At 60.7% G+C, this 21,155-nt stretch carries 19 protein-coding genes; 5 read left to right on the forward strand and 14 right to left on the reverse strand.

What is annotated here, in order from left to right; genetic code table 11:
* The first annotated feature begins 301 nt into the window (after window positions 1–301).
* Window positions 302–2,290: a glycoside hydrolase family 97 protein gene (locus K3174_RS14480; protein ID WP_221559893.1), complete on the forward strand. Its 1,989-nt coding sequence runs from the start codon at window positions 302–304 to the stop codon at window positions 2,288–2,290.
* A 119-nt stretch (window positions 2,291–2,409) separates the two neighbouring features.
* Here K3174_RS14480 and K3174_RS14485 read toward each other — a convergent pair whose 3' ends face one another.
* Window positions 2,410–4,095 carry a sulfatase family protein gene (locus tag K3174_RS14485; protein ID WP_247712212.1) on the reverse strand — a complete coding sequence of 562 codons (1,686 nt, stop codon included), beginning with the start codon at window positions 4,093–4,095 and terminating at the stop codon, window positions 2,410–2,412.
* A 4-nt stretch (window positions 4,096–4,099) separates the two neighbouring features.
* On the reverse strand, window positions 4,100–6,433 hold the full coding sequence (bglX, locus tag K3174_RS14490) for a beta-glucosidase BglX (RefSeq protein WP_221559895.1): 2,334 nt from the start codon (window positions 6,431–6,433) through the stop codon (window positions 4,100–4,102).
* A gap of 199 nt (window positions 6,434–6,632) precedes the next feature.
* Between bglX and K3174_RS14495 the strand changes: the two genes are divergently transcribed.
* The gene (locus tag K3174_RS14495) at window positions 6,633–9,683 is read left to right on the forward strand and encodes a TonB-dependent receptor (RefSeq protein ID WP_221559898.1); all 3,051 of its coding nucleotides are present in this window, start codon (window positions 6,633–6,635) and stop codon (window positions 9,681–9,683) included.
* A gap of 66 nt (window positions 9,684–9,749) precedes the next feature.
* Complete coding sequence (locus K3174_RS14500) at window positions 9,750–11,249, forward strand: glucoamylase family protein (protein WP_221559900.1); 1,500 nt, start codon at window positions 9,750–9,752, stop codon at window positions 11,247–11,249.
* Window positions 11,250–11,258: 9 nt separating this feature from the next.
* Here the strand turns inward: K3174_RS14500 and K3174_RS14505 are convergent, their stop codons facing one another.
* The 11 genes from K3174_RS14505 to leuC form a co-directional block, all read right to left on the reverse strand.
* Window positions 11,259–12,128 (reverse strand): endonuclease/exonuclease/phosphatase family protein, encoded by an 870-nt coding sequence (locus K3174_RS14505; RefSeq protein WP_221559903.1) that lies wholly within the window; start codon window positions 12,126–12,128, stop codon window positions 11,259–11,261.
* Window positions 12,121–12,885: a carboxylesterase family protein gene (locus K3174_RS14510; protein ID WP_221559916.1), complete on the reverse strand. Its 765-nt coding sequence runs from the start codon at window positions 12,883–12,885 to the stop codon at window positions 12,121–12,123. The genes K3174_RS14505 and K3174_RS14510 overlap by 8 nt, the downstream gene beginning before the upstream one ends.
* A 74-nt stretch (window positions 12,886–12,959) precedes the next feature.
* Window positions 12,960–13,955, reverse strand: coding sequence for a LacI family DNA-binding transcriptional regulator (locus tag K3174_RS14515; protein ID WP_221559930.1), 996 nt, complete (start codon window positions 13,953–13,955; stop codon window positions 12,960–12,962).
* A 164-nt stretch (window positions 13,956–14,119) separates the two neighbouring features.
* Entirely contained in the window at window positions 14,120–14,902 is a 783-nt protein-coding gene (locus tag K3174_RS14520; protein ID WP_221559933.1) for an NUDIX hydrolase, read from the reverse strand.
* Window positions 14,903–15,212: 310 nt separating this feature from the next.
* Window positions 15,213–15,545: a Grx4 family monothiol glutaredoxin gene (grxD, locus tag K3174_RS14525; protein ID WP_221559935.1), complete on the reverse strand. Its 333-nt coding sequence runs from the start codon at window positions 15,543–15,545 to the stop codon at window positions 15,213–15,215.
* Between the two features lie 37 nt (window positions 15,546–15,582).
* Window positions 15,583–15,816 (reverse strand): BolA/IbaG family iron-sulfur metabolism protein, encoded by a 234-nt coding sequence (locus K3174_RS14530; protein WP_221559945.1) that lies wholly within the window; start codon window positions 15,814–15,816, stop codon window positions 15,583–15,585.
* Between the two features lie 4 nt (window positions 15,817–15,820).
* Window positions 15,821–16,147, reverse strand: a complete 327-nt coding sequence (locus K3174_RS14535) for a DUF1476 domain-containing protein (RefSeq protein ID WP_221559948.1) — start codon at window positions 16,145–16,147, stop codon at window positions 15,821–15,823.
* 66 nt (window positions 16,148–16,213) lie between these two features.
* Window positions 16,214–17,212, reverse strand: a complete 999-nt coding sequence (locus K3174_RS14540; RefSeq protein ID WP_221559951.1) for an NADPH:quinone oxidoreductase family protein — start codon at window positions 17,210–17,212, stop codon at window positions 16,214–16,216.
* Window positions 17,209–17,814: a 3-isopropylmalate dehydratase small subunit gene (gene leuD / locus K3174_RS14545; protein ID WP_221559953.1), complete on the reverse strand. Its 606-nt coding sequence runs from the start codon at window positions 17,812–17,814 to the stop codon at window positions 17,209–17,211. The genes K3174_RS14540 and leuD overlap by 4 nt, the downstream gene beginning before the upstream one ends.
* A gap of 73 nt (window positions 17,815–17,887) precedes the next feature.
* A complete protein-coding gene (locus K3174_RS14550; RefSeq protein ID WP_221559955.1) occupies window positions 17,888–18,046 on the reverse strand; it encodes an isopropylmalate isomerase in 159 nt (52 codons plus the stop codon).
* 13 nt (window positions 18,047–18,059) lie between these two features.
* Window positions 18,060–19,511, reverse strand: a complete 1,452-nt coding sequence (leuC, locus tag K3174_RS14555; RefSeq protein ID WP_221559960.1) for a 3-isopropylmalate dehydratase large subunit — start codon at window positions 19,509–19,511, stop codon at window positions 18,060–18,062.
* A 91-nt stretch (window positions 19,512–19,602) separates the two neighbouring features.
* On the opposite strand from leuC, the gene K3174_RS14560 reads away from it, so the two are divergent.
* Complete coding sequence (locus K3174_RS14560) at window positions 19,603–20,028, forward strand: acyl-CoA thioesterase (RefSeq protein ID WP_221559963.1); 426 nt, start codon at window positions 19,603–19,605, stop codon at window positions 20,026–20,028.
* A gap of 52 nt (window positions 20,029–20,080) precedes the next feature.
* Window positions 20,081–20,599, forward strand: coding sequence for a sterol desaturase family protein (locus K3174_RS14565; RefSeq protein WP_221559966.1), 519 nt, complete (start codon window positions 20,081–20,083; stop codon window positions 20,597–20,599).
* 205 nt (window positions 20,600–20,804) lie between these two features.
* Here the strand turns inward: K3174_RS14565 and K3174_RS14570 are convergent, their stop codons facing one another.
* A complete protein-coding gene (locus tag K3174_RS14570) occupies window positions 20,805–21,155 on the reverse strand; it encodes a YbaN family protein (protein ID WP_221559968.1) in 351 nt (116 codons plus the stop codon).

Consider the following 21,155-nt stretch of genomic DNA (forward strand, 5'->3'; position numbering starts at 1 on the left):
ATCCTCCTGCGCCACACCATCAACGCCCGACACCATATCCGCAGCAAGTGCCATTCCATCCCTCCACAATGAAGCCGACTTTTCGGGGAATGCCGGCCTGTTCTTTTCGTATCGGGCTCCGTTCGAGGTTCGTGCGGGCCACGCACCCAACCGAATACCCAAGAATGTAACCGGTTGCACGAAATTTCTGGTATCGCGCGGATTGTCCGACTAGCCCGAGTGCTCGGAGGTAGAGATGATCGGATCATTGTCACGAAGCCAGCGCGTCTCGGCAATCTTCGCCGTGTTGCTCTTGTTGTTCATGCCTTTCGAGATCGCGGTGGCTCAAGGTAATGCAGAGCATCGGCAGTGTTCGCCCGACGGGCGTCTTTGCTTTGCACTAACCACTGTCGACGAAGCGCCGACTTACTCGGTCGATCGTGACGGCAATCCGATGATTGATCCCTCGCAACTCGGCTTTCTGCTCCGCGGTGCCGGAAAATGGGGAGGCGGCATAGAACTCGGTGATCCGGTACGGTCGAGCGTCGACGAAACCTGGGAGCAGCCCTGGGGCGAGAGCAGGCTGGTCGTGAACCACTACAACGAAATGCGCGTACCCATGATGGAACAGCGCAAGACCAAGCGTCGGATCGACCTTATAGTTCGCGTCTTCGACGATGGCGTGGGCTTTCGCTTCGCTTTTCCGCGGCAAGAGCAACTCGCTGATGTGATGATCGACGAAGAAATGACCGAATTTGCCATTGCCGGAGACGCGGAGGCTTGGTGGATCCCGGGAGGCGAGTGGAACCGCTACGAATATCTCTACAACCACACACCGGCAAACCAGGTGGGCACCGCCCATTCGCCGATCACGTTCAGGCGCGCCGACGGGTTGCATGTCGCGATCCATGAGGCGGCGCTGATCGACTATTCGGGCTTCTGGCTGCAGCGGATCGATGGGCAACGCTTCCGCACTCGCCTCGCGCCGTCTTCGCAACCTTGGAAGGTGCGGCGCGAGGCCCCGTTCGAGACACCGTGGCGCACCATCCTGATTGGCGAGGATGCCCCCGCGCTCTACGCGGCTGCGGATATTATTCTCAATCTCAACGAGCCCAACAGATTGGGCGATGTGAGTTGGGTCAAACCCCACAAATATGTCGGCATATGGTGGGGTATGCATCTCGACAAGTGGAGTTGGAACGCTGGCCCGAAACATGGCGCCACAACGGCAAACGTGCTCGAATATATAGATTTTGCCGCTGCGCACGGCTTCGGCTCGGTCCTCGTCGAAGGTTGGAATCAGGGCTGGTGGAGCGAGAGCGGGCGTAACTTCGAGTTCGCGGTCGCCTATCCCGATTTCGACATGGACCGCATCTCCGCCTATGCGCGTACAAAGGGCGTTGAGATCATGGGTCACCATGAAACCGCGGGCAATGCGGGCCTGTACGAACGCGAGCTTGAGGCCGCCTTCGACTATTACCAGCGCTACGGTGTCCATTCGGTCAAGACCGGCTATGTCGCCGACGCGGGCGGCGTGCTTCGCGAAGACCCGGACGGCACCGAACAATGGGAATATCACGACGGTCAGTACATGGCGCGCCACCATGCCCATGTGGCGGAGCGTGCGGCCCGGCACCGCATTGCGGTCAACGCCCATGAGCCGATCAAGGATACGGGCCTCAGGCGGACCTACCCGAACCTCGTTACCCGCGAAGGTGCGCGCGGGACCGAATACAATGCCTGGGGGGAACCGCCCAATCCGCCGAACCATGAACCAACGCTTCTGTTCACCCGCATGCTTTCGGGGCCATTCGACCTGACGCCGGGTATCGTCAGTCTCGCAGGCCGGGAAGGACGCCCGATTCCGAACACGCTCGCTCGCCAGCTTGCCGATTACGTTGTGATCTATTCGCCGATCCAGATGGCTGCCGACCTGCCCGAGAATTATGCGAAACATCCCGATGCGCTCGCCTTTATCGAGCAGGTACCGGTGGATTGGGAGCGCACAAAGGTGCTTGCAGGCGTCATTGGTGAATATGCGATCGTCGCGCGGCAGCGGCGCGGCGGCGAAGACTGGTGGATCGGCAGCGTAACCGACGACAACCGCCGCGAAATGCCGATCGACCTGTCGTTCCTGCCCGAGGGCAAGCGCTATACCGCCGAGATCTGGCGTGACGACGAGGGCGGGGGGATCGATGGCGACCGTTTCGCCATGACACGCGAAACCCTCGAAGTGCGCGGCGGCGAAACGCTTGTGCTGGCGATGGAAGCAGGCGGTGGTTTCGCCCTTTCGCTGCGCCCGACGCGGTGAAGCGCTAAGGCTTCTTAGCCCTCGCTCCGAGTGAAATAGGAGAAAAACGCGCTACGCTTGGGTTCGGTCGCCGTGGCTGTGAACAGAGTGCTTTCGGACATCAGGCCTTGCCGCACCCCTCAGTGATGCGCGTGGTGGCCTGCGCCTGCAGCCGCTTCGGCATCGCGTTTGCCCTTTGCCACCGCGGTTAGCGGATCGCCGACGGAAGGGCCGTCGCTGTCGCGGTATTGGGTGCGCAACGCGTCGAGCCGCGCTTTCATCTCTTTTACGATGCCCTGCACCGCCGGATCGTCGATGCGGTTCTTCATTTCGTTCGGGTCGGTTTCGAGATCGTAGAATTCCCACTGATTGATATCGCCGTAATAGCGCATCAGCTTGTACTGCCCCGATTTGACGCCGTAATGCGCGCGCACCGAGTGGAAGCCGGGATACTCGTAATAATGATAATAGATGTCCTTGCGCCAATCGGCGGGCGGGTGGCCATCGACTACTTCCCGCAAGGAACGGCCCTGGATGCTGTCGCGCGGGGCAAGGCCGGCAAAGTCGAGGAAGGTTGCGGCGTAGTCGACATTCTGGACCGGCACGCCAACCCGGGTGCCCGGCGCGATATGACCGGGCCATTGCATCACCAGCGGCGTGCGCAGGCTTTCTTCGTACATGAAGCGTTTGTCGAACCAGCCATGTTCGCCAAGGTAGAACCCCTGATCCGAGGTGTAGACGACGATGGTGTTGTCCGCCTGACCCGACGTTTCGAGCCAGTCCAGCACGCGACCGACGCTTTCGTCCACGGCGGCGACGGTGCCGAGATATTCGTCCATATAGCGCTGGTATTTCCAGATCGCCATTTCGCGCTCGCTCATATCGGCCGCGTTCATCGCGTCGTTGCCGGGCTGGAGCGCGCCGAAATAGGCGTCGCGCTGTTCCTGCGTCATGCGATCGAAATCGTCGGTCCAGGGGTTGAAGCGGAGTTCCGTCGACCCCTCTTCTGTCGTCATCTTGAGGTCGTGGCCTTCATACATGTCGCGGTAAATGTTCATTTCCTGCGCCGCGGCCGCCGGGCGACCGTCATAATGGTCGAAATAGTTGGTCGGCACGGGAAACTCGGTGCCGATATACTTCTGCAGATGGCGGATCGCAGGCATAAAATTGCGATGCGGCGCCTTGTGGTGGATCAGGATGGCGAAGGGCTCGTCCGATCCGGCATTATTTTCCAGCCAGTCGATGCTGTAATCGGTGACAATGTCCGAGGCATAACCTTCGACCACGCTGCGCCCCGTCGGCGTAATGATATCGGGATTGTAGTATTTGCCTTGATCGTCGAGCACTGCCCAGTCGTCGATCCCGGCGCCTTCGGGCGAGTAGTTCAGGTGCCATTTGCCGAACAGTGCGGTCTTGTAGCCGGACTGGCCGAGCTCGCGGACCCAGTTCCACTGTCCGTTATCGAACTTCTGACCGTTCTGGGTGAAGCCATGCATATGGCTGAACTGGCCGGTGAGCATCGTTGCGCGGCTGGGCCCGCAGAGCGAATTGGTGACGTAGCTGTTTTCGAACAGCGCGCCATTGGCCGCGATCCGGTCGATATTGGGTGTGGGGGCGAGCTTGCCGATCTCGGTTCCATAGGCGGAGATCGCGGTTTGCGCGTGATCGTCCGACATGATGAAGATGATGTTCGGCCGCGCCTGGCCGGCAGTAGTTGACGGACGGGTCTGGTGAACCTCCCCGGTCTCCACGGTCGCGCAGCTTGCCAGGGTAATCGCAGCGAGCAGCGCGAGGGGGTGGGGGGCACGGAAACCGGGGAGGTTCAAGCGATCACTCCGTTAGAGAGAATGTCACGGGAGTGCTCGCTTTCGCGCCGGAGGAAGGCGCGATCCAGAGCTGGAATTCACCCGGTTCCCACCCATGCGACATATCTGCACGCGTGAAGGCAAGATCTTCCGGGCGAAGGGTGAAGGTCACGGTGCGGCTTTCACCGGGTTGGAGCATGATCTTCTCGAAACCTTTCAGTTCCTGGACCGGCCTGGTCACCGAGCCGACGAGATCGCGCACGTAAAGCTGGACGACTTCCTCACCCGCCCGCTCGCCGGTATTCGTAATGGTCGCGCTGGCGGTGATCGAACCGCCTGGCCCCATCGATGTTGCAGCCAGCTTCGCAGGCGAATAGCCGAACGTCGTATAGCTCAGGCCATAGCCGAAGCGGTACAGCGGGTCGTTCGGCGTACTGAGATAGCGCGAGACATATTTCGCGCCGGGCTCGCCCAGCTCGATCGGGCGGCCGGTGTTCTTCATGTCGTAATGGATCGGCGCTTGGCCGACATTAAGCGGGAACGTGACCGGCAGCTTGCCCGCGGGATTGTAGTCTCCGAACAGCACATCGGCGACAGCATGCCCGCCCTGGGTGCCCGGATACCAGGCGTGCAGGATGGCGGGCACGTTTTCGTTCGCCCAGGTGATCGAGTTGGGGCGTCCACTCATCATTACGAGTATCACCGGCTTTCCGGTTGCGTCGAGCTGTTCAAGCAGGGCCTGCTGGTTGCCAGGAAGATCGAGCGAAGTGCGGCTGGCCGCCTCGCCGGTCATGTCCCATTTTTCGCCCATGACGGCGACGATCACGTCCGCGCCTTTCGCCAGCGCAAGCGCCTCGGCGAAGCCATCGGTCTTGCCCGCATCGGCGAATTCGTAGCTTGCGCCCTTGGCATATTCGACACTGACGCCGTCGCCCGCCCGAGCCTGAATACCTTCGAGCACGGTGACCGGGCGGGTCTGGCGATCGCCCGCAGCCGACCAGCTGCCGATCATGTCGGTCTTGCTGTTGCCGAGCGGCCCGATCACCGCAATCCGGCCGGCATTGGCGGCCAGCGGCAGCACGTTGTCCTCGTTCCTGAGCAACACCATCGACTTGCGCGCTACGTCGCGCGCGGCTTCGAGGAATTCGGGTTTGTAGAGCGTTGCTTCCTGCCGCGCCTGATCGGCGTAGCGATAGGGATCTTCGAACAGGCCGAGCCGGTACTTCATCTCGAGGACACGACGTACGGCACGATCGATATTCGCCTGGCTGACGCGGCCTTCCTCTACCGATTTCACCATGTTCTCCATGAACACGGCGCCCTGCATATCCATGTCCACACCGGCGTTGAGCGACTGCTCGCCGGCCTGTGCCAAGTCCTTGGCATAGCCATGCGGAACCATCTCGTTGATCGAGGTGTAATCGGTAACAACGAACCCGTCGAAGCCCCATTCGTTGCGCAGAACGTCGGTCAACAGGAACCTGCTACCGCTGGCAGGCACGCCATCGTACTCGTTAAATGCGGTCATGAAGGTTGCAACACCTTCATCGACGGCAGCCTTGAATGGCGGCAGGTAGATGTCACGCAGGGTGCGTTCGGAGATATCGACGGTGTGATAATCGCGCCCAGCCTGCGCCGCGCCATATGCGGCAAAATGTTTCGCGGTGGCGAGAACGGTGTCGACCGCACCGAGATCGTCGCCTTGATAGCCGTGCACCCGCGCCTTCGCGATCCGGCTGCCAAGATAGACATCCTCGCCCGCGCCTTCGGAGATGCGCCCCCAGCGTGCGTCGCGGGCGACGTCGACCATGGGCGAGAACGTCCAATGGATACCCTCTGCCGAGGCTTCCTGTGCCGAGACCCGTGCGGACTTCTCGATCGCGTCCATATCCCAGCTTGCGGCTTCGCCAAGAGAGATAGGGAATATCGTACGGTGGCCATGGATTACATCGTAACCGAACAGCAGCGGGATCTTGAGCCGCGTGCCATCAATGGCCATTTGCTGCAGTTCGCGCGTGTACTTGGCGGTATAGGCGTTGAAGATCGAACCCACCCGGCCGGCGGCAATGTCCTGCTGGTAGCCTTCGCGCATTGTCGGGCCGGTCGATTCCCAGTCGCTGGTTAGCAGCGTCAACTGGCCAACTTTCTCTTCCAGCGTCATCTTGCCGATAAGATCGTCGAGGAAGGCGTCCATTTCAGCATCGCGCTGCGCCCAGGCAGGCTGTGCCGGCTGCACCGGAACCGTTGTCGACGCAGAACCGGTCTTGGCTTCAGGCGTCGATGCCCCGCTGGTCGTTGCACATCCGGCAAGCGCCAAAGCGCTCGCGCAGGCTAGCGCGGTTCGGTGCAGTGAACGCATGTAAATCCTCCCAGTTCGGATTTCCGAGTTTTTCTCCGGCGATCGATCGCATGAAAGAATCGCCTCTCCGCGCCATCTATACATCGATCATGAAACCGGTTACAACACCGGTTATCAAATGTCGATTCGGTTACGTCACAAATAATGCGGCGGGCCTAAACGGTCGAAGCAAGGCCGTGATTTTGGGGAGGAAATACCGATGATCTTTTCGCACAAGAATCGCTCGGCTGTGGCACGTCGCCTGGCCCTGGCGCTGGTCCAGGGTTGCGCTACGGGTGCGCTGGCGATCGGCATTGCAGCTCCCGCCCATGCGCAGGAATCCAACGCTTCTTTACGCGGCCAGATCACTGGCGGCGCGACCCAGGTCGCTGCGGTGCGTGAGGATACTGGTGTGCGTCGGTCAGTCGCGATTGATGCCAACGGGCGGTACAATTTCGCGTCGCTCGCCGCCGGGGCCTATCGGCTGGAAGTGACGACGCCCGATGGCGTCCTCTCAACCGACACGTTCCAACTGTCGGTAGCGCAGAATGCCGTGTTGAACTTCGATGTTGGAGAGCTTGCTGCTCCGGCAGAGGACGGTGCCGAAGATAGCCCCGAAGAGGCGCCGGCCGACGGAGATGTGATTCTGGTGACCGGCGACCGCATCCGCACGCTGGAAGGTGGTGAAGTCGGTATCAACATCTCGCAGCGCCTGATCGAGCAGATCCCGCAGACGAACCGCAATTTCCTCGCCTTCGCCGATCTTGCGCCGGGTGTTCAGTTCATCGATAACTTCGGCGGCGACCGCAGGCTTCAGGGCGGCGCTCAGAACGGCAATTCGGTGAACGTGTTCATCGATGGCGTGAGCCAGAAGGACTATGTACTGCGCGGCGGCATAACGGGACAGGATTCCACGCAGGGGAACCCGTTTCCGCAAGCGGCGATCGGCGAATATCGCGTCATCAGCTCGAACTATAAGGCGGAATTCGATCAGGTCAGCTCGGTCGCCGTGACTGCAATCACCAAATCGGGGACCAATGAATTCCACGGTTCGGGATTTATCGATTTTACCAACGAGAAGCTGCGAGCCGCCCGACCGATCGAGATTTTCGGTACCAATCCTCTGGGTAAGACCGAAAGTCGAGATTTGCAGTATGGTGGCACACTGGGCGGCCCCATCATTCGTGACAAGCTGTTCTTCTTCGGGACTTACGAAGGAAAGGAGATCGTTACGCCGCGAGACGTGACCCCGGGGCTCGATCTGGCGCCAAGTGACTTTCCGAGCCAGTATCAGGGCGAGTTCGGCTCGCGGAGCGAGATCTTCAACGAGAACCTTTATTTCGGGAAGCTGGATTTCACGCCCAACAGCGCCGACGTTTTCCAGGTATCGCTCAAATACCGCGACGAAGACGGAGAGGACTTCAGTAGCGGTAACGCCGCCTACAGCACGCGTACGGTCACAAGCGTGAAGGAATGGCGAGGTCTGGCGCGTTGGGAACACACATCTGACAATTTTATCAACGATTTCAAGGTCACTTATGAAGACGTGACGTGGAATCCACGACCGTTCCTGTTGGAGCCCAGAAACGTGTTTCGTGCCGTTATCTTCGAAGACGATACGCGGCGAGAGGATACCATTCTGCAGACCGGCGGTGGCCGCAGCTTCCAGGACAAGGGCCAGGACGGTTGGCAAATCTCGAACGATTTCACCTGGACGGGGTTCGATCGCCACACGATCAAGGCCGGTGTGAAGGCGAAGTGGGTGACGCTGAATTCGACCGAGCAAAACAGCTTCAATCCGCAATATACGTTTAACACCTCCTACAATCCTGACGATCCGGACAATCTCAACAGCGGGCCGTTCAACGACCAGATCCCCTACGAGCTCAACTTCAGTTCGGTCGCGCCGGGAACGGATATTACGCTCAATTCCAAGACCTTCCAGTTCGGTATTTACATTCAGGACGACTGGGACGTCACCGATCGCCTGACCCTCAATCTCGGTGTGCGCTGGGACTTCGAGCGCACTCCAGATTTCTTGAATTACGTACACGATCCGGCGCGTGTTGCGGCGGTTCAACCGGATAATTATCCCAATCTCGTCAACGCGAATTACGACATCAATGACTTCATCTCGACCGGGACCGAGCGTGAGGTATTCTACGGCGCGATCCAGCCGCGAATCGGTTTTTCCTACTGGCTTGATCCCGATGGACAATTCGTCCTCTTCGGCGGCTATGGTCGGTCATACGATCGCAACCAGTTCGATTTCGTTCAGCAGGAATTAGTACAGGGGGCAGCATTTGGGCGCACCTTCCAGTTCCAGAATGCGGGAGACCCGCGCGGCGAGTGTACGGCCAGTCCAACCTGCGTTCCGTTCGACCCGATCTATCTGACCGAAGCGGGGCGCCAGCAATTGATCGATGGAGCCCCTCCGGGTGCCGGAGGCGAACTTCGTTTCATCGACAACGATCTCAAGCTTCCCTACTCGGACCAGTTCAGTCTTGGTGTGCGCAGCACGTTCGATCTCATAAATCTAGAGGTCGGGTACAGCCATATCGCGAGCCGCGACGGGTTCGGCTATCTGCTGGGCAATCGCCGGCCGGATGGCAGCTTTTTCCCGGACGAAGGCAATGCACAGTCGCCGTTTGGCTTCCCGCCAAGCCCATATGGCGCAATCCTGATCGGCACCAACGGCATCAACACCGATGCGGACTCGGCATATCTCAAGTTCGGGAAGCGCTACACGCCGCAATCGCCGTGGTCGATCGATGCCACCTACACCTTTACCTTAGCGGAGGAAAACCGGCGCTTCGGTGAGTTTTTCTCGCTCGATTTCCCGTCCTTCGACGACTACCCCGTTATCCGCTCGCGCGGCGTTCGCAAGCATCGCTTCGTGATGGCCGGAACGGTGGACCTGCCACTGAACTTCACCCTTGGCAGCAAGTTCCAGATCGCATCGCCGGCTTACGAACAGGCGTTCATTTCCGTCGACGGCGATCCCGATTCGCGCGATATCGTTGCCGTAGAGCGTGATTCCAACGGCGATCTTTGGGGTTTCCGCCAGTTTGATCTGTCGCTGACAAAATATTTCGACATCGGTTTGATCAACGACGACACACGCATCTGGGTGCGTGCCGATGTGCTCAACGTGTTCAACGATCGAAATTACAACGGCTTCAACGCTGTGACCGGAGAACGGGATTTCAACAACCTCAGTACCGACGGTTTCCCGAGGACGCTCAAAGTCTCAGCAGGCTTCGAGTTCTGATCGGGTCGTACAGGATGCGCCGCACTTTCCTCCCGGTGCGGCGCATCCACACAATCAAGGTGAATCATGAAACTTATCGCGGCTTGCGCTGCCCTTTACTCTCTCGGTCTCACAGCCTGTGTTGCGGTTGAGCCGATCGAAACCGGCCGAGGTGCGGCCGCCGCTGCAGAAGCTGCCAATGTGGGGTCCTTTTCCGAAGACCTCACGCAGCGGACCTTCCGTTACTTTTGGGATACGACCGATACGGAGCGCTGCCTTGCCCCCGATCGATGGCCAAGCAACCCGTTTTCCTCGATTGCCGCAACCGGCTATGCTCTGACGGCTTTCGGCATTGGTGCGGAACGAGGTTATGTTTCCCGTGACGAGGCTGCTGCCCGCACGCGCGATTGTCTCGAATTCTACTGGAACGCCCCCCAGGGTGTGGCCGAGAGCGGTATGTCGGGGCATAAAGGTTTCTTCTACCACTTCCTCAATTTCGAGGATGGCACCCGGCGTGGTACCACCGAGCTATCGACGGTAGATACCTCCTTGCTGCTGGGAGGCGTGTTGTTCGCCCAGAGCTATTTCGACCGCGATACACCTGTCGAGACGGAAATCCGCGATCTCGCGGAAAAGATATATCGCCGTGTCGACTGGACTTTCGCCCAGCGTGAAAACAGCAGAATTCCGTCAGCCAATGGCGGAGGCGGAAAGGCGATTGCCATGGGCTGGTACCCCGAACGCGGGGAAAACGGCGATTTCGGTACGCATGATTGGGTCGGGTACAACGAAGGCATGCTGGTCTATATTCTCGCCGCCGGTTCGCCGACCCATCCGATCGGCAAAGACGCGTGGGATCAAGGCTGGGCCGCCGATCTCGAAAAGGACTGGGGCACGTATTACGGATACGAACACCTCCAGTTCGAACCCTTGTTCGGTCATCAATACAGCCATGTCTGGATCGATTTTCGCGGCATCCAGGATGAATTCATGCGCGGCAAAGGGATCGACTATTTCGAGAACAGCCGCCGGGCGACCTTGAGCCAGCGAGCTTATGGCGCGGACAATCCGAATGACTGGAAGGACTACAGCGCCGACATCTGGGGCTGGACCGCATCCGACGGGCCAGCCGGATCGCGCGGCGAGTACACCGTCAACGGCAAGCTGCGCAATTTCATGACCTATTCCGCGCGTGGGGTCAGTGGCATTCGGGTTGTCGACGATGGCACGATCGTGCCGACGGCGCCGGGCGGATCGATCCCCTTTGCTCCAGAGGTCACGATCCCGGCGCTGATGAACATGAAAGCCAAATACGGCGATCGTCTCTACACCGACTATGGCTTCAAGGATGCGATCAATCCCAGCTTCACTTTCGTCGAAGAGGGATCGACCAGTGGCGACGCCGATCCGGTCAAGGGATGGGTAGCGAGGGACCATCTCGGCATCGATCAGGGACCTATCCTTGCAATGATGGAGAACCATCGCAGCGAACTGGTCTGGCGCACTATGCGCAAGAATCCGCATATCCGGCGGGGGCTTGAACGGATGGGCTTTACCGGCGGTTGGCTGGATCAACCCCCGCAATAGCGACTGGTTTCACGGCAGGTCCAACCGCACCACGACGGGATAATGGTCCGAGGGCAAGCGACCGCCCCAATGCTGGGTGACAACCGCATGCTCGGTCACCACGATGTCCGGCGACACGAAGATATGGTCGATCGGCATCGGTGCGGCGCGCGCGATATCGAAGCCGGTGAAAGTGCCCGGCGGACCATAGGGCTTCGTTGCACTTACGCTGCGGCTGTCGGCGAGCGTGCCGCCGACGAGGATGGCGTAGGGATCGCTGTCCGGATCGGCGTTGAAATCGCCCATCACCACCGTCGGGAGTCCGGCACCTGCGCCGTTATCCACCCATTCCGCGATCATTCGGGCCGCGTTGGTGCGTGCCGATACGCCAGCGTGATCGAAATGCGTATTGAGTACACGCACTTTGCCACCACCATCGCGACGCTCCAGGATCGCCCAAGTGGCGACACGCGGATAGGCGGCGTCCCAGCCCTTTCCAGGCACTTCCGGTGTCGATGACAGCCAGAAGGTGCCGCTCTCGATCGAGGTGAACACGTCGCGCCGCCACGCTAGCGGAGAAAACTCTCCCGCCGCGACGCCATCGTCGCGGCCCACGCCAATGAAGTCGTAACCGGGCAAAGCTTCTTCGAGATAGCGCTTCTGATGCAGAAGAACCTCCTGCATGCCCAGCAAGACTGGTGCCTCGTGGCGGATCAGGTCGCGCACCAGTTCGCGCCGTTCGGGCCAAGCGTTCTGCCCATCCGATGCGGTGTCGAGCCTGATGTTGAAGGTCATCACCCGAAACGCGGCTTCATTCGCGGTGTCCGGTGCAGGCACATGCGCACAGCCGGTAACGATCAGTGCGAAGACAAGCAGGATCGCGCGGAACGATTTATTCATCGCTGTCGGGGCGTCGATGCGAAAGCAACCAGAGATAAAGCTCGGGATCGGCATAGGCTGGATCCCACGCATTGTGACCGAGATCGGGATAGATGGTCAGTCTCGTATGTTGTCCTCCGCACGCCCGGATCGCGCGCGCCATCGCGAAACTGCCTTCAGGTACAACGACATCGTCGCGGTCCCCGTGCAACGCCCAAATAGGAAGGTCGACGAGCCGGCAAGCCGTCGCTGGATCGCCGCGTCCGGCGACCGGTGCCAGTGCTGCGAAAAGGTCGGGTCGTTGTGCGCCCCAGCGCCATGTCGCATGGCCGCCACGGCTCAATCCGGTAAGATAGATGCGCTCGCGGTCGACCGGCATCGTTTCCAGAATGCGATCGAGGATGGCCTCGAGCTTCGCAATATCCCAGTCCTCTTCGGCGGGGAGCAGAGGGGAGACGAGGATGAAAGGAAAATCCGGATCGAGGTCCGCATGCTTGGGCGGTCCATGGACCTTGACCTTCGCGATGTCGGTGCCGCGCTCACCCGAGCCGTGCAGGAAAATCATCAGCGGCCACCGCGCCTCGGGATCGAAATTTCGCGGCACGAAGAGCTGGTAGGGATAGCCACCCGCTTCGACACTTTCATGCGGATGCTGTCCGGTAACGGGCTCGGTCTCCGCCAATGCTGGCCTCGGCACGCTGGCGCAGGCGGTTGCAAGTGTGGCTGCCGCAATCAGCGCGGCAAATCGTCCGAACCGGTTCATTGCTGCTATCTCCATCGGCTTCGGGAAGTCGGTCTTCAGGTCCCTAAGCAACAGCGCCGCGAGGCGTCAATTCATGTGGGACGAGCCGTTCAAGCCCTGCCTGCGCTCGACCCTCGGATCGCCAGCGTCGGGGCGATGACCAGACTTTCGTTCGGGTCCAGCGTCTCCCCTTTCATCATCCGGAGCATCAACTCCGCGGCGGCGGAACCCAATCGCGTGATGTCGGAGTGAACCGTGGTCAACCCGGGTGTGACATATCGAGCGAGCGGAATATCATCGAAGCCGGCAACGAGGACATCATTGCCGATATCACGGCCCGCCTTCCGTAATTCGTTCATGAGATCGACGGCCATCATATCGTTGCCGGCGAAAATCGCGTCGAAGGATATGTCGCTATTCAACAGCAGGCGCGCGGCCTTGCGACCGGCATCGTCCCGGAAATCACCGGGCAGGATGTGGGGGCTGCTGTCGCCCAGCCTTTCGGCTAACACATCGCAATATCCGCGCTGGCGTTCGCGGGCATCGCGGTTGCTGGCGGGGCCTGCAATGTGGACGATGGTGCGCGCGCCGCGATCGACTAGATGGTCGGTCACGAGACGGGCACCGGCGTAATTGTCGACCGAAACGAACGGGGTAACTTCGTCCTTCCCCTGGGCATTGAGAAAAACCGTGGGTATATCGCGCGTCACCGCCTCTATCGTGTCCGCACGGGAATCCGGCGGCATGACGAGGAGACCGTCTACCCTGCCGCGCATGGCGCGGATCGCCAGCCCCGTTTCTTCCGCACTGCCATGCATGTTGCCCAGCAGCAGGCTCTTCCCTGCGCGATGCGTAACCAGGTCGATACCGCGAATGATCTCGGAAAAGAATTCGCCGAACAGATCGGGCAGGATGACGCCGATCGTGTCGGTCTTGCGCTTGGTAAGGCTGCGGGCGCCGCTGTGGGGAACATAGTTCAGTTCCGAGGCTGTGGCTTCGATCTTCTCGCGCGTCTTGGCGGTCACAATCGACATGCCGTTGAGGGCACGAGAAGCGGTCGCGACCGACACGCCAGCAGCTTTTGCAACGTCCCGAATTGTTACCATGCGTCCCTCTCGATGCCACCTCTACCTAAATTGAGGCGCAAGACCACCAGTTACTCGATCAACGCGGCCAAGATAGCGGTTGATACGTACCGCCGCGGCGGTGGCCCGAGAGTTCGTCTCCGCTTCTCTGCTGGCGGTACATATGCTTTCCGGACTCTGCCGTCTCAGCCCCGTGCTACGCTGTCCAGAAGTTCGCCGGTAACTGGATAACCGAAGTCTTCGCCGATGTGCAGCCAAGACTTGCCGTCCATTTCCCCGATGAAGGGCGTGATGGTGCGGACGGGAATTGCCTGCGCCTGGGCTCTTGCCGCAGCGAAACTGTCGAACAGGGCGAGCCGTTCGAGATTGCGCCTGGTGGGAAAGATCACTTTGATCTCGCCATTGTCCGCCGCGTCGAGTGCGCCTTGCGCGGTCGTCCAGAAAAGGTGCGTGTTTTCGGATAGGTCCGCTTCGATCTCGACCGCGCCCGTGCCGAGATCGGCCAGGTAGAAACGGGTGTCGTAGACCCTCGGGATACGCTCGTTCTTCGGGAACCAGCGGGCAAAGGGCACCAACTGATCGAGATCGAGTTCCCAGTCGAAATGATCGAGAACGGGGGCCAGTTCGCCAGTCTGCTGGAGGAACTGCCGCGCGGCCTGTGCCTTGGCTCCGTCGATATCGCCGGCCAGCCCAATCACAAGCCCGGTTTCCTCGAGCGTTTCGCGTACCACCGCGACCTGATGCGCCGCTTCATCGGGGTCCAGCGGTCCGCCCATGCTCGCGCCAAGATCGAAATCGGCCGGATCGACGCGTCCTCCGGGGAAGACCGCCATGCCGCCTGCGAACACCATTTCGCGCGAGCGGATCGTCATCAGGATTTGCGGTGGGCCGCCTTCGCGAGCATTGCGGAAGATTACCACGGTCGCTGCGGGAATTCCGTCTATCCCGCTGTCGCTTTGCTCGGTCATTCAAATATTGTGCCGGTGGCGACCGCGTTTGCCAAGCGCAAAGGCGAACGCTGCGTGTCGGAAAATTTTACATCAACCTGTGCTGCAAAGGTCATGTTAACCATCGATTTGTGTGCAAATGCGCGCTCGCACGGATCTGGCACGCTGCATGCATACTGAACGATGTCTCGATCACGTCTTCGCGAGGGCAAGCTAACCCCAGGTCTCCAAACCTCCGCCCTCGAGATCAAAAAGACCCGCCCGGTTGTCCCACCGGGCGGGTCTTTCCCGTTTTCGGGGGCACCGGCACGGGCCGGCGCTGAGGTCGATATCAGCCTTCCGCCTTGGCGACCTGCTTCTCGTCCATCATCTGCTGGAGTTCGCCGGCTTCGAACATTTCCATCATGATGTCGCTGCCGCCGACAAATTCGCCCTTCACATAGAGTTGGGGGATGGTCGGCCAGTCGGAATAGGCCTTGATGCCCTGGCGGATTTCCATGTCCTGCAATACGTCGACGCTGTCGTAGGCGACGCCGCAGTGGTCGAGGATGGCGATGGCCCGACTGGAAAAGCCGCATTGCGGAAACAGTGGGGTGCCCTTCATGAAGAGGACGACATCGTTGCCGCCGACGATGTCGGCGATGCGCTGGTTGGTGTCGGACATTGGGTCCGTCCTTTACTTTGAATTTGACTTCCCGGAATCAGGTGGGGGCTTGGGTGGTCAGTTGCAAGGCGTGCAGTTCGCCGCCCATCCTCCCGCCCAGCGCGTCATAGACCAGCTTGTGCTGCTTGACGCGCGTCAGTCCCGCAAATTGCGGGGCGGTGACCTTTGCCGCCCAGTGATCGTTGTCCCCCGCGAGGTCGCGCATCTCTACGATAGCGCCGGGAAGCGCGTTCTCGATCAGCGCGACGATATCATTGGCGGCCATCGGCATGGGATCAGTTCCGATCGGTCATGAACTGGCGTCGTGCTTCGACGGCGCATTCTTCCAGCTTGGTGCGAATGTCCGCTTCGCTCACATCGCACTCGGCCGCCGTGAGGTCGCCGAGCAGCTTGCGAATTACGTCCTCGTCGCCCGCTTCCTCGAAATCGGCCTGGACGACTGCCTTTTTGTAGGCGTCGGTTTCCTCGTCGGTCAGGCCCATCAGGCCTGCTGCCCATTCGCCGACCAGCCGATTGCGGCGGGCGGCGATCTTGAAGGCGTTCTCCTCGTCGAAGGCAAACTTGGCTTCCTCGCCGCGCTCGCGATCCTTGAAATCGGTCATGTCAGTCCTCTTGGGATGGAATCTCGAGGCCGGAATAGGCGTGGCCCCCACGCCCTGCAAGGGCGGTTATCCCATTACGACAACGAGCTTCCCGATAGCGCCTCGGTTCTCGAGTTTGGCGATCGCTTCATGTGCGCGCTCGATCGGGTATGTCTCGCTGACCAGTGGATCGATCTTGCCTGCCTTCCAGAGGTCGAACAGTTCCTCGATATTCCGCTGGTTGCGTTCGGGTTCGCGGGCGGTGAAGGCACCCCAGAACACGCCGCGGATATCGCAGCTCTTCAGGAGCGTCAGATTGAGCGGCATCTTGGCGATGCCCGCCGGGAAACCGATCACGAGGAAGCGGCCTTCCCAGGCGATCGCCCGCAAGGCGGGTTCGGAATAGTCGCCACCGACAATGTCGTAGATGATATCCGCACCGTTGGGGCCGACCGCCGCCTTAAAGTCGTTTGCCAACTGTTTCGAAGTGTCCTTGTCGAAGGGCGCGCGCGGATAGATGACCACTTCGTCCGCGCCGTGCTTCCTCGCGACCTCGCCTTTCTCTTCGGTCGACACCGCCGCGACCACGCGGCAGCCATAGGCCTTGGCCAGTTCCACCGCCGACAGGCCGACACCACCGGCGGCGCCCAGCACAAGCACGGTTTCGCCTTCCTTGATGTCGCCGCGATCCTTCAAAGCATGGATGGTTGTGCCATAGGTCATCAGCAGCGCACTGGCCTTCACCAGATCGATCCCGTCGGGCACCTTGAACAGGCGCGTGGCCGCAACCGCGACCTTTTCCTGAAGGCCGCCATTGCCGACGCCGCACATGACCTTGTCGCCCACCGCAAAGCCGGTGACGCCTTCGCCCAGTGCCTCGATCGTGCCGGAAATTTCGCCACCGGGAGCAAAGGGACGCTGCGGCTTGAACTGGTACATATCGCGGATGATCAGCGTGTCGGGAAAATTGATCGCGCAGGCAGCAACCTTGACCAGCACCTCTCCCTTGCCGGGCGTTGGCACTTCGATGTCCTCGACGACGAGGGTTTCGGGGCCGCCGGTTTCCTTCGAAAGGACTGCCTTCACGCTGCATCTCTCCTGCTTGGTTTGTCGAGCCAGGGCATGGCGCCCTCGCGCACCTGTTCGTGGCGTGTGATTTCGCTTTCGCTACCCAGCGTCAAGCCGATCTCGTCGAGCCCTTCGAGCAGGCAGCGCTTGCGGAAAGGGTCGATCTGGAATTCGAACCGGTCCTGAAAAGGAGTGGTCACTACCTGGTTTTCCAGGTCGACGGCTATCTGTTCGTCCTTTGCGACTTCGAGCAGCCGATCGACCTGCTCTTGCGGCAGCTCGACGGCGAGGATGCCGTTCTTGAACGCGTTGCCCGCGAAAATATCGGAGAAGCTCGGCGCGATCACCGCAGTCAGGCCCATGTCGAGCATCGCCCAGGCAGCATGTTCGCGGCTGGAGCCGCACCCGAAATTGTCGCCTGCGATCAGGATCGGGGCCCCGGCGAAGTCCTCCACATCGAACGGGTTGCCCGGCGTTGCCCGGATAGTTTCGAACGCACCCTTGCCAAGCCCTTCACGGCTGATGGTCTTGAGCCAGTGCGCAGGGATGATGACGTCGGTGTCGACGTTCTTGAGGCCGAGCGGAATGGCGCGGCCACGGATGGTGGAGACGGCCTTCATCGGCCCGCGCTTTCCGCAAATGCCCGCAACCTGACCAATGGCGACATGCCTTTCTCCCTTCCCGTGCCGGCCTTCAGTCGGTTTCGGGATTCTCTCCGGAGGGAATGGAGCCGGGCTGTTTCGGTCCCTTTTTCCGCTCCTTGCGCTTGTTGGCGTAAAGCATCGCTGCAGCGATGGCGGCGGAGCCGATGGCACTGGCGATGGCGGCTTTTCCGGAAAGCTTCTTGGTCATGCATCCTCAATGGTCAGCCGCCGACTTCTTGGCAAGGGGCGAACTTTCGCACATCGGCAAGCCGGCCGGTAACGGCGGCGGCGGCGGCCATGGCCGGACTGACGAGATGTGTGCGTGCGCCGGGACCCTGACGGCCGACGAAATTGCGGTTGCTGGTCGAGGCGCAGCGTTCGCCCGGCGGGACCTTGTCGGGGTTCATCGCGAGGCAGGCCGAACAGCCGGGCTCGCGCCATTCGAAACCTGCTTCGGTGAAGATCCGGTCGAGCCCTTCGGCTTCCGCCTGTCGCTTGACGAGCCCCGATCCGGGCACCGCGATCGCCCAGCGCACATTGGGCGCTTTCTTCCGGCCTTTAAGTATTTCTGCAGCGGCGCGCAGATCCTCGATCCGGCTGTTGGTGCAACTGCCGATGAAGACGTTCTCGACCGCGATATCCTCGATCGGAGTGCCCGGCGCGAGGTCCATATAGTCCAGGCTCTTGCGCGCTGCGTCCTGCTTGGACGGGTCGGCGAAGCTGTCGGGCGAGGGTACGGCGCCGCTTACGGCAACGACATCTTCCGGGCTGGTTCCCCAGCTCACCGTTGGCTCGACATCGGCAGCGTCGATCACCACCGATCTGTCGAAGCTCGCACCGGCGTCGGTGGAGAGCGAGCGCCACCATTCCATGGCGCGATCCCAGTCGTCGCCCGCCGGTGCATAGGGACGGCCTGCGAGATAGGCGAACACCTTGTCGTCGGGCGCGATGAGGCCTGCGCGGGCACCTCCCTCGATGCTCATATTGCATACGGTAAGGCGGCCTTCGACGCTCATTTCCTCGAATACGTGCCCGCGATACTCGATGACATGGCCGGTGCCGCCGGCCGTGCCGATCACGCCGATGATATGGAGGATCAGATCTTTCGGAGTGACGCCGGGACCCAGTTCGCCCTCGGCGCGCACCTCCATCGTCTTCGACTGGCGCAACTGGAGCGTCTGGGTGGCCAGCACGTGCTCCACTTCGCTGGTGCCGATCCCGAAGGCGAGCGCGCCGATACCGCCATGCGCGGCCGTGTGGCTGTCGCCGCAGACGATGGTCGCACCGGGCAGCGAGAAGCCCTGTTCGGGGCCGACGACGTGAACGATGCCCTGCTCGGGCGCAATGGCGTCGATATAGTCGATGCCGAAGGCGGGAGCGTTGCGTTCGAGAGCGGCCAGTTGCGCCGCGCTCTGCGGATCCGCGATCGGCACGCGCGACCCGTCGGGGGCCAGCCGCGCAGTGGTCGGCAGGTTGTGATCCGGGACGGCAAGAGTGAGATCCGGACGCCGCACCGTGCGACCTGCCAGCCGCAATGCGTCGAAGGCCTGCGGACTTGTAACCTCGTGCACGAGGTGGCGGTCGATATAGATCAGGCAGGTTCCGTCATCGAACCGTTCGACCACGTGCTGGTCCCAGATCTTTTCGTAGAGCGTGCGTGGTTTGCTGGCCATCGCCCCGAACATTGCGGCAGCTTTGCCACTCCTGCAAAAAGGCAAATCCAGAGTCTTCCAAACTTAACCTTTCTCTGCTCTATTGACACATATGTCAGCAAAGCCATTTTCCTTCCCGATCAAGGTCCTTCCCGACGATATCGATTTCATGGGGCACGTGAACAATGCGCGCTATCTGAACTGGGTGCAGGATACGGTTCATGCGCACTGGCGGAAGCTGGCGCCAGCGGAAGAGGTTGCGAGCAAGGCGTGGGTCGCGCTGAAGCACGAGATCACCTATCGCCGCCCGGCTTTTCTGGACGACGAAGTGATCGCGGAAACGGTGCTCGAAAAGATCGCCGGTGCGCGCAGTTTCTACAACACGGTGATTCGCCGCGGCGAAGAGGTCCTGGCCGAAGTGCAGAGCATGTGGTGCTGCATCGATGCCGAAAGCCTGCGCCCGGCACGGATCGACCGCGACGTGGCCGAGCGCTGTTTCGGCATGCCGCGCAAGCAGAAGCGCTACACCGGCGAATAGAGCGGGGCAGGGCAGGCTTTGCCTGCTGCGCGACACGCCCTATACTGCGCGAATGGATTTCCTCGTTCCCGCCCTGATTGTTCTCGCCACCGTAGCGGCGATGGAATGGGTCGCCTGGGCGAGCCACAAATATATCATGCACGGCTTCGGCTGGGCCTGGCACCGCGACCATCACGAGCCGCATGACAATGCGCTCGAGAAGAACGATCTTTTCGCGGTCGTCGGGGCGGCAATGAGTATCTCGACGTTTGCCGTGGGCAGCCCCCTGGTTCTTGGCGCGAATGCCTGGTGGCCGGGCACGTGGATCGGGATCGGCATCCTGTTCTACGGCATCATCTATACGCTGGTGCATGACGGGCTGGTCCATCAGCGCTATTTTCGCTGGGTACCGAAGAGCGGCTATGCCAAGCGGCTGGTCCAGGCGCACAAGCTGCACCATGCGACGATCGGAAAAGAGGGCGGGGTGAGCTTCGGCTTTATCCTGGCCCGCGATCCCGCAAAGCTGAAGGCCGAACTCAAGCGCCAGCGCGAGGCAGGATTGGCCGAGGTGCGGGCGAGCGCAACATCCTGAAGCGCGCTATTCCGGTGACACCCGGTTGACGAAGTTGACACCGTGTCAATCGGCAGAAATCCAATTAAGTATCTAATAATAAACGATAATATACGTGTTCAGGCAGGTTGTCGCTGCTCCGACAGGCCCCCCCCGGGTAGGTCATCTGTGCCGGATATTCCGTTGCGATAACGGAAGAGATCGCCTGTAGGAGATTGCGTTCGCGCTATTCGTTGCGCGTAGCGATCCAGCTACCGCAGATCACGAGGATGGCCACGGAAATCCAGTACCAGGGATGCCCCAGCGTGTACCAGGTGAAAACCACGCCGGCCGTCATCGCCCCGATCGCCATGGTCTTTGCCCGTCGGCTGATCGCACGCCGATCGCGCCAGTCCTTTACCTGTGGGCCCCAATGCGGGTGATCGAGGATTTTCTTTTCCAGTTCGGGGCTGGAGCGCGCGAAGAAATAGACCGCCAACAGCAGAAAAGGGACAGTGGGCATGATCGGCAGCGCGGCGCCGATTGCGCCGAGGCCGACCGACACGAAACCGAGGCCCTTGTAGATCGGCCGTTTCAT

Origin of the sequence: Qipengyuania qiaonensis (assembly GCF_019711515.1) — a bacterium.
GTDB lineage: Bacteria > Pseudomonadota > Alphaproteobacteria > Sphingomonadales > Sphingomonadaceae > Qipengyuania > Qipengyuania qiaonensis.

Excerpts from the sequence above, each read along its gene's own strand:
- leuD (WP_221559953.1), bottom strand. The coding sequence starts at position 17,814 with ATGAAGGCCGTCTCCACCATCCGTGGCCGCGCCATTCCGCTCGGCCTC.
- K3174_RS14495 (WP_221559898.1), top strand. The coding sequence starts at position 6,633 with ATGATCTTTTCGCACAAGAATCGCTCGGCTGTGGCACGTCGCCTGGCC.
- K3174_RS14480 (WP_221559893.1), top strand. The coding sequence starts at position 302 with ATGCCTTTCGAGATCGCGGTGGCTCAAGGTAATGCAGAGCATCGGCAG.
- K3174_RS14520 (WP_221559933.1), bottom strand. The coding sequence starts at position 14,902 with ATGACCGAGCAAAGCGACAGCGGGATAGACGGAATTCCCGCAGCGACC.
- leuC (WP_221559960.1), bottom strand. The coding sequence starts at position 19,511 with ATGGCCAGCAAACCACGCACGCTCTACGAAAAGATCTGGGACCAGCAC.
- bglX (WP_221559895.1), bottom strand. The coding sequence starts at position 6,433 with ATGCGTTCACTGCACCGAACCGCGCTAGCCTGCGCGAGCGCTTTGGCG.
- K3174_RS14515 (WP_221559930.1), bottom strand. The coding sequence starts at position 13,955 with ATGGTAACAATTCGGGACGTTGCAAAAGCTGCTGGCGTGTCGGTCGCG.
- grxD (WP_221559935.1), bottom strand. The coding sequence starts at position 15,545 with ATGTCCGACACCAACCAGCGCATCGCCGACATCGTCGGCGGCAACGAT.
- K3174_RS14535 (WP_221559948.1), bottom strand. The coding sequence starts at position 16,147 with ATGACCGATTTCAAGGATCGCGAGCGCGGCGAGGAAGCCAAGTTTGCC.
- K3174_RS14510 (WP_221559916.1), bottom strand. The coding sequence starts at position 12,885 with ATGGAGATAGCAGCAATGAACCGGTTCGGACGATTTGCCGCGCTGATT.
- K3174_RS14550 (WP_221559955.1), bottom strand. The coding sequence starts at position 18,046 with ATGACCAAGAAGCTTTCCGGAAAAGCCGCCATCGCCAGTGCCATCGGC.
- K3174_RS14570 (WP_221559968.1), bottom strand. The coding sequence starts at position 21,155 with ATGAAACGGCCGATCTACAAGGGCCTCGGTTTCGTGTCGGTCGGCCTC.
- K3174_RS14530 (WP_221559945.1), bottom strand. The coding sequence starts at position 15,816 with ATGCCGATGGCCGCCAATGATATCGTCGCGCTGATCGAGAACGCGCTT.
- K3174_RS14505 (WP_221559903.1), bottom strand. The coding sequence starts at position 12,128 with ATGAATAAATCGTTCCGCGCGATCCTGCTTGTCTTCGCACTGATCGTT.
- K3174_RS14560 (WP_221559963.1), top strand. The coding sequence starts at position 19,603 with ATGTCAGCAAAGCCATTTTCCTTCCCGATCAAGGTCCTTCCCGACGAT.
- K3174_RS14500 (WP_221559900.1), top strand. The coding sequence starts at position 9,750 with ATGAAACTTATCGCGGCTTGCGCTGCCCTTTACTCTCTCGGTCTCACA.
- K3174_RS14565 (WP_221559966.1), top strand. The coding sequence starts at position 20,081 with ATGGATTTCCTCGTTCCCGCCCTGATTGTTCTCGCCACCGTAGCGGCG.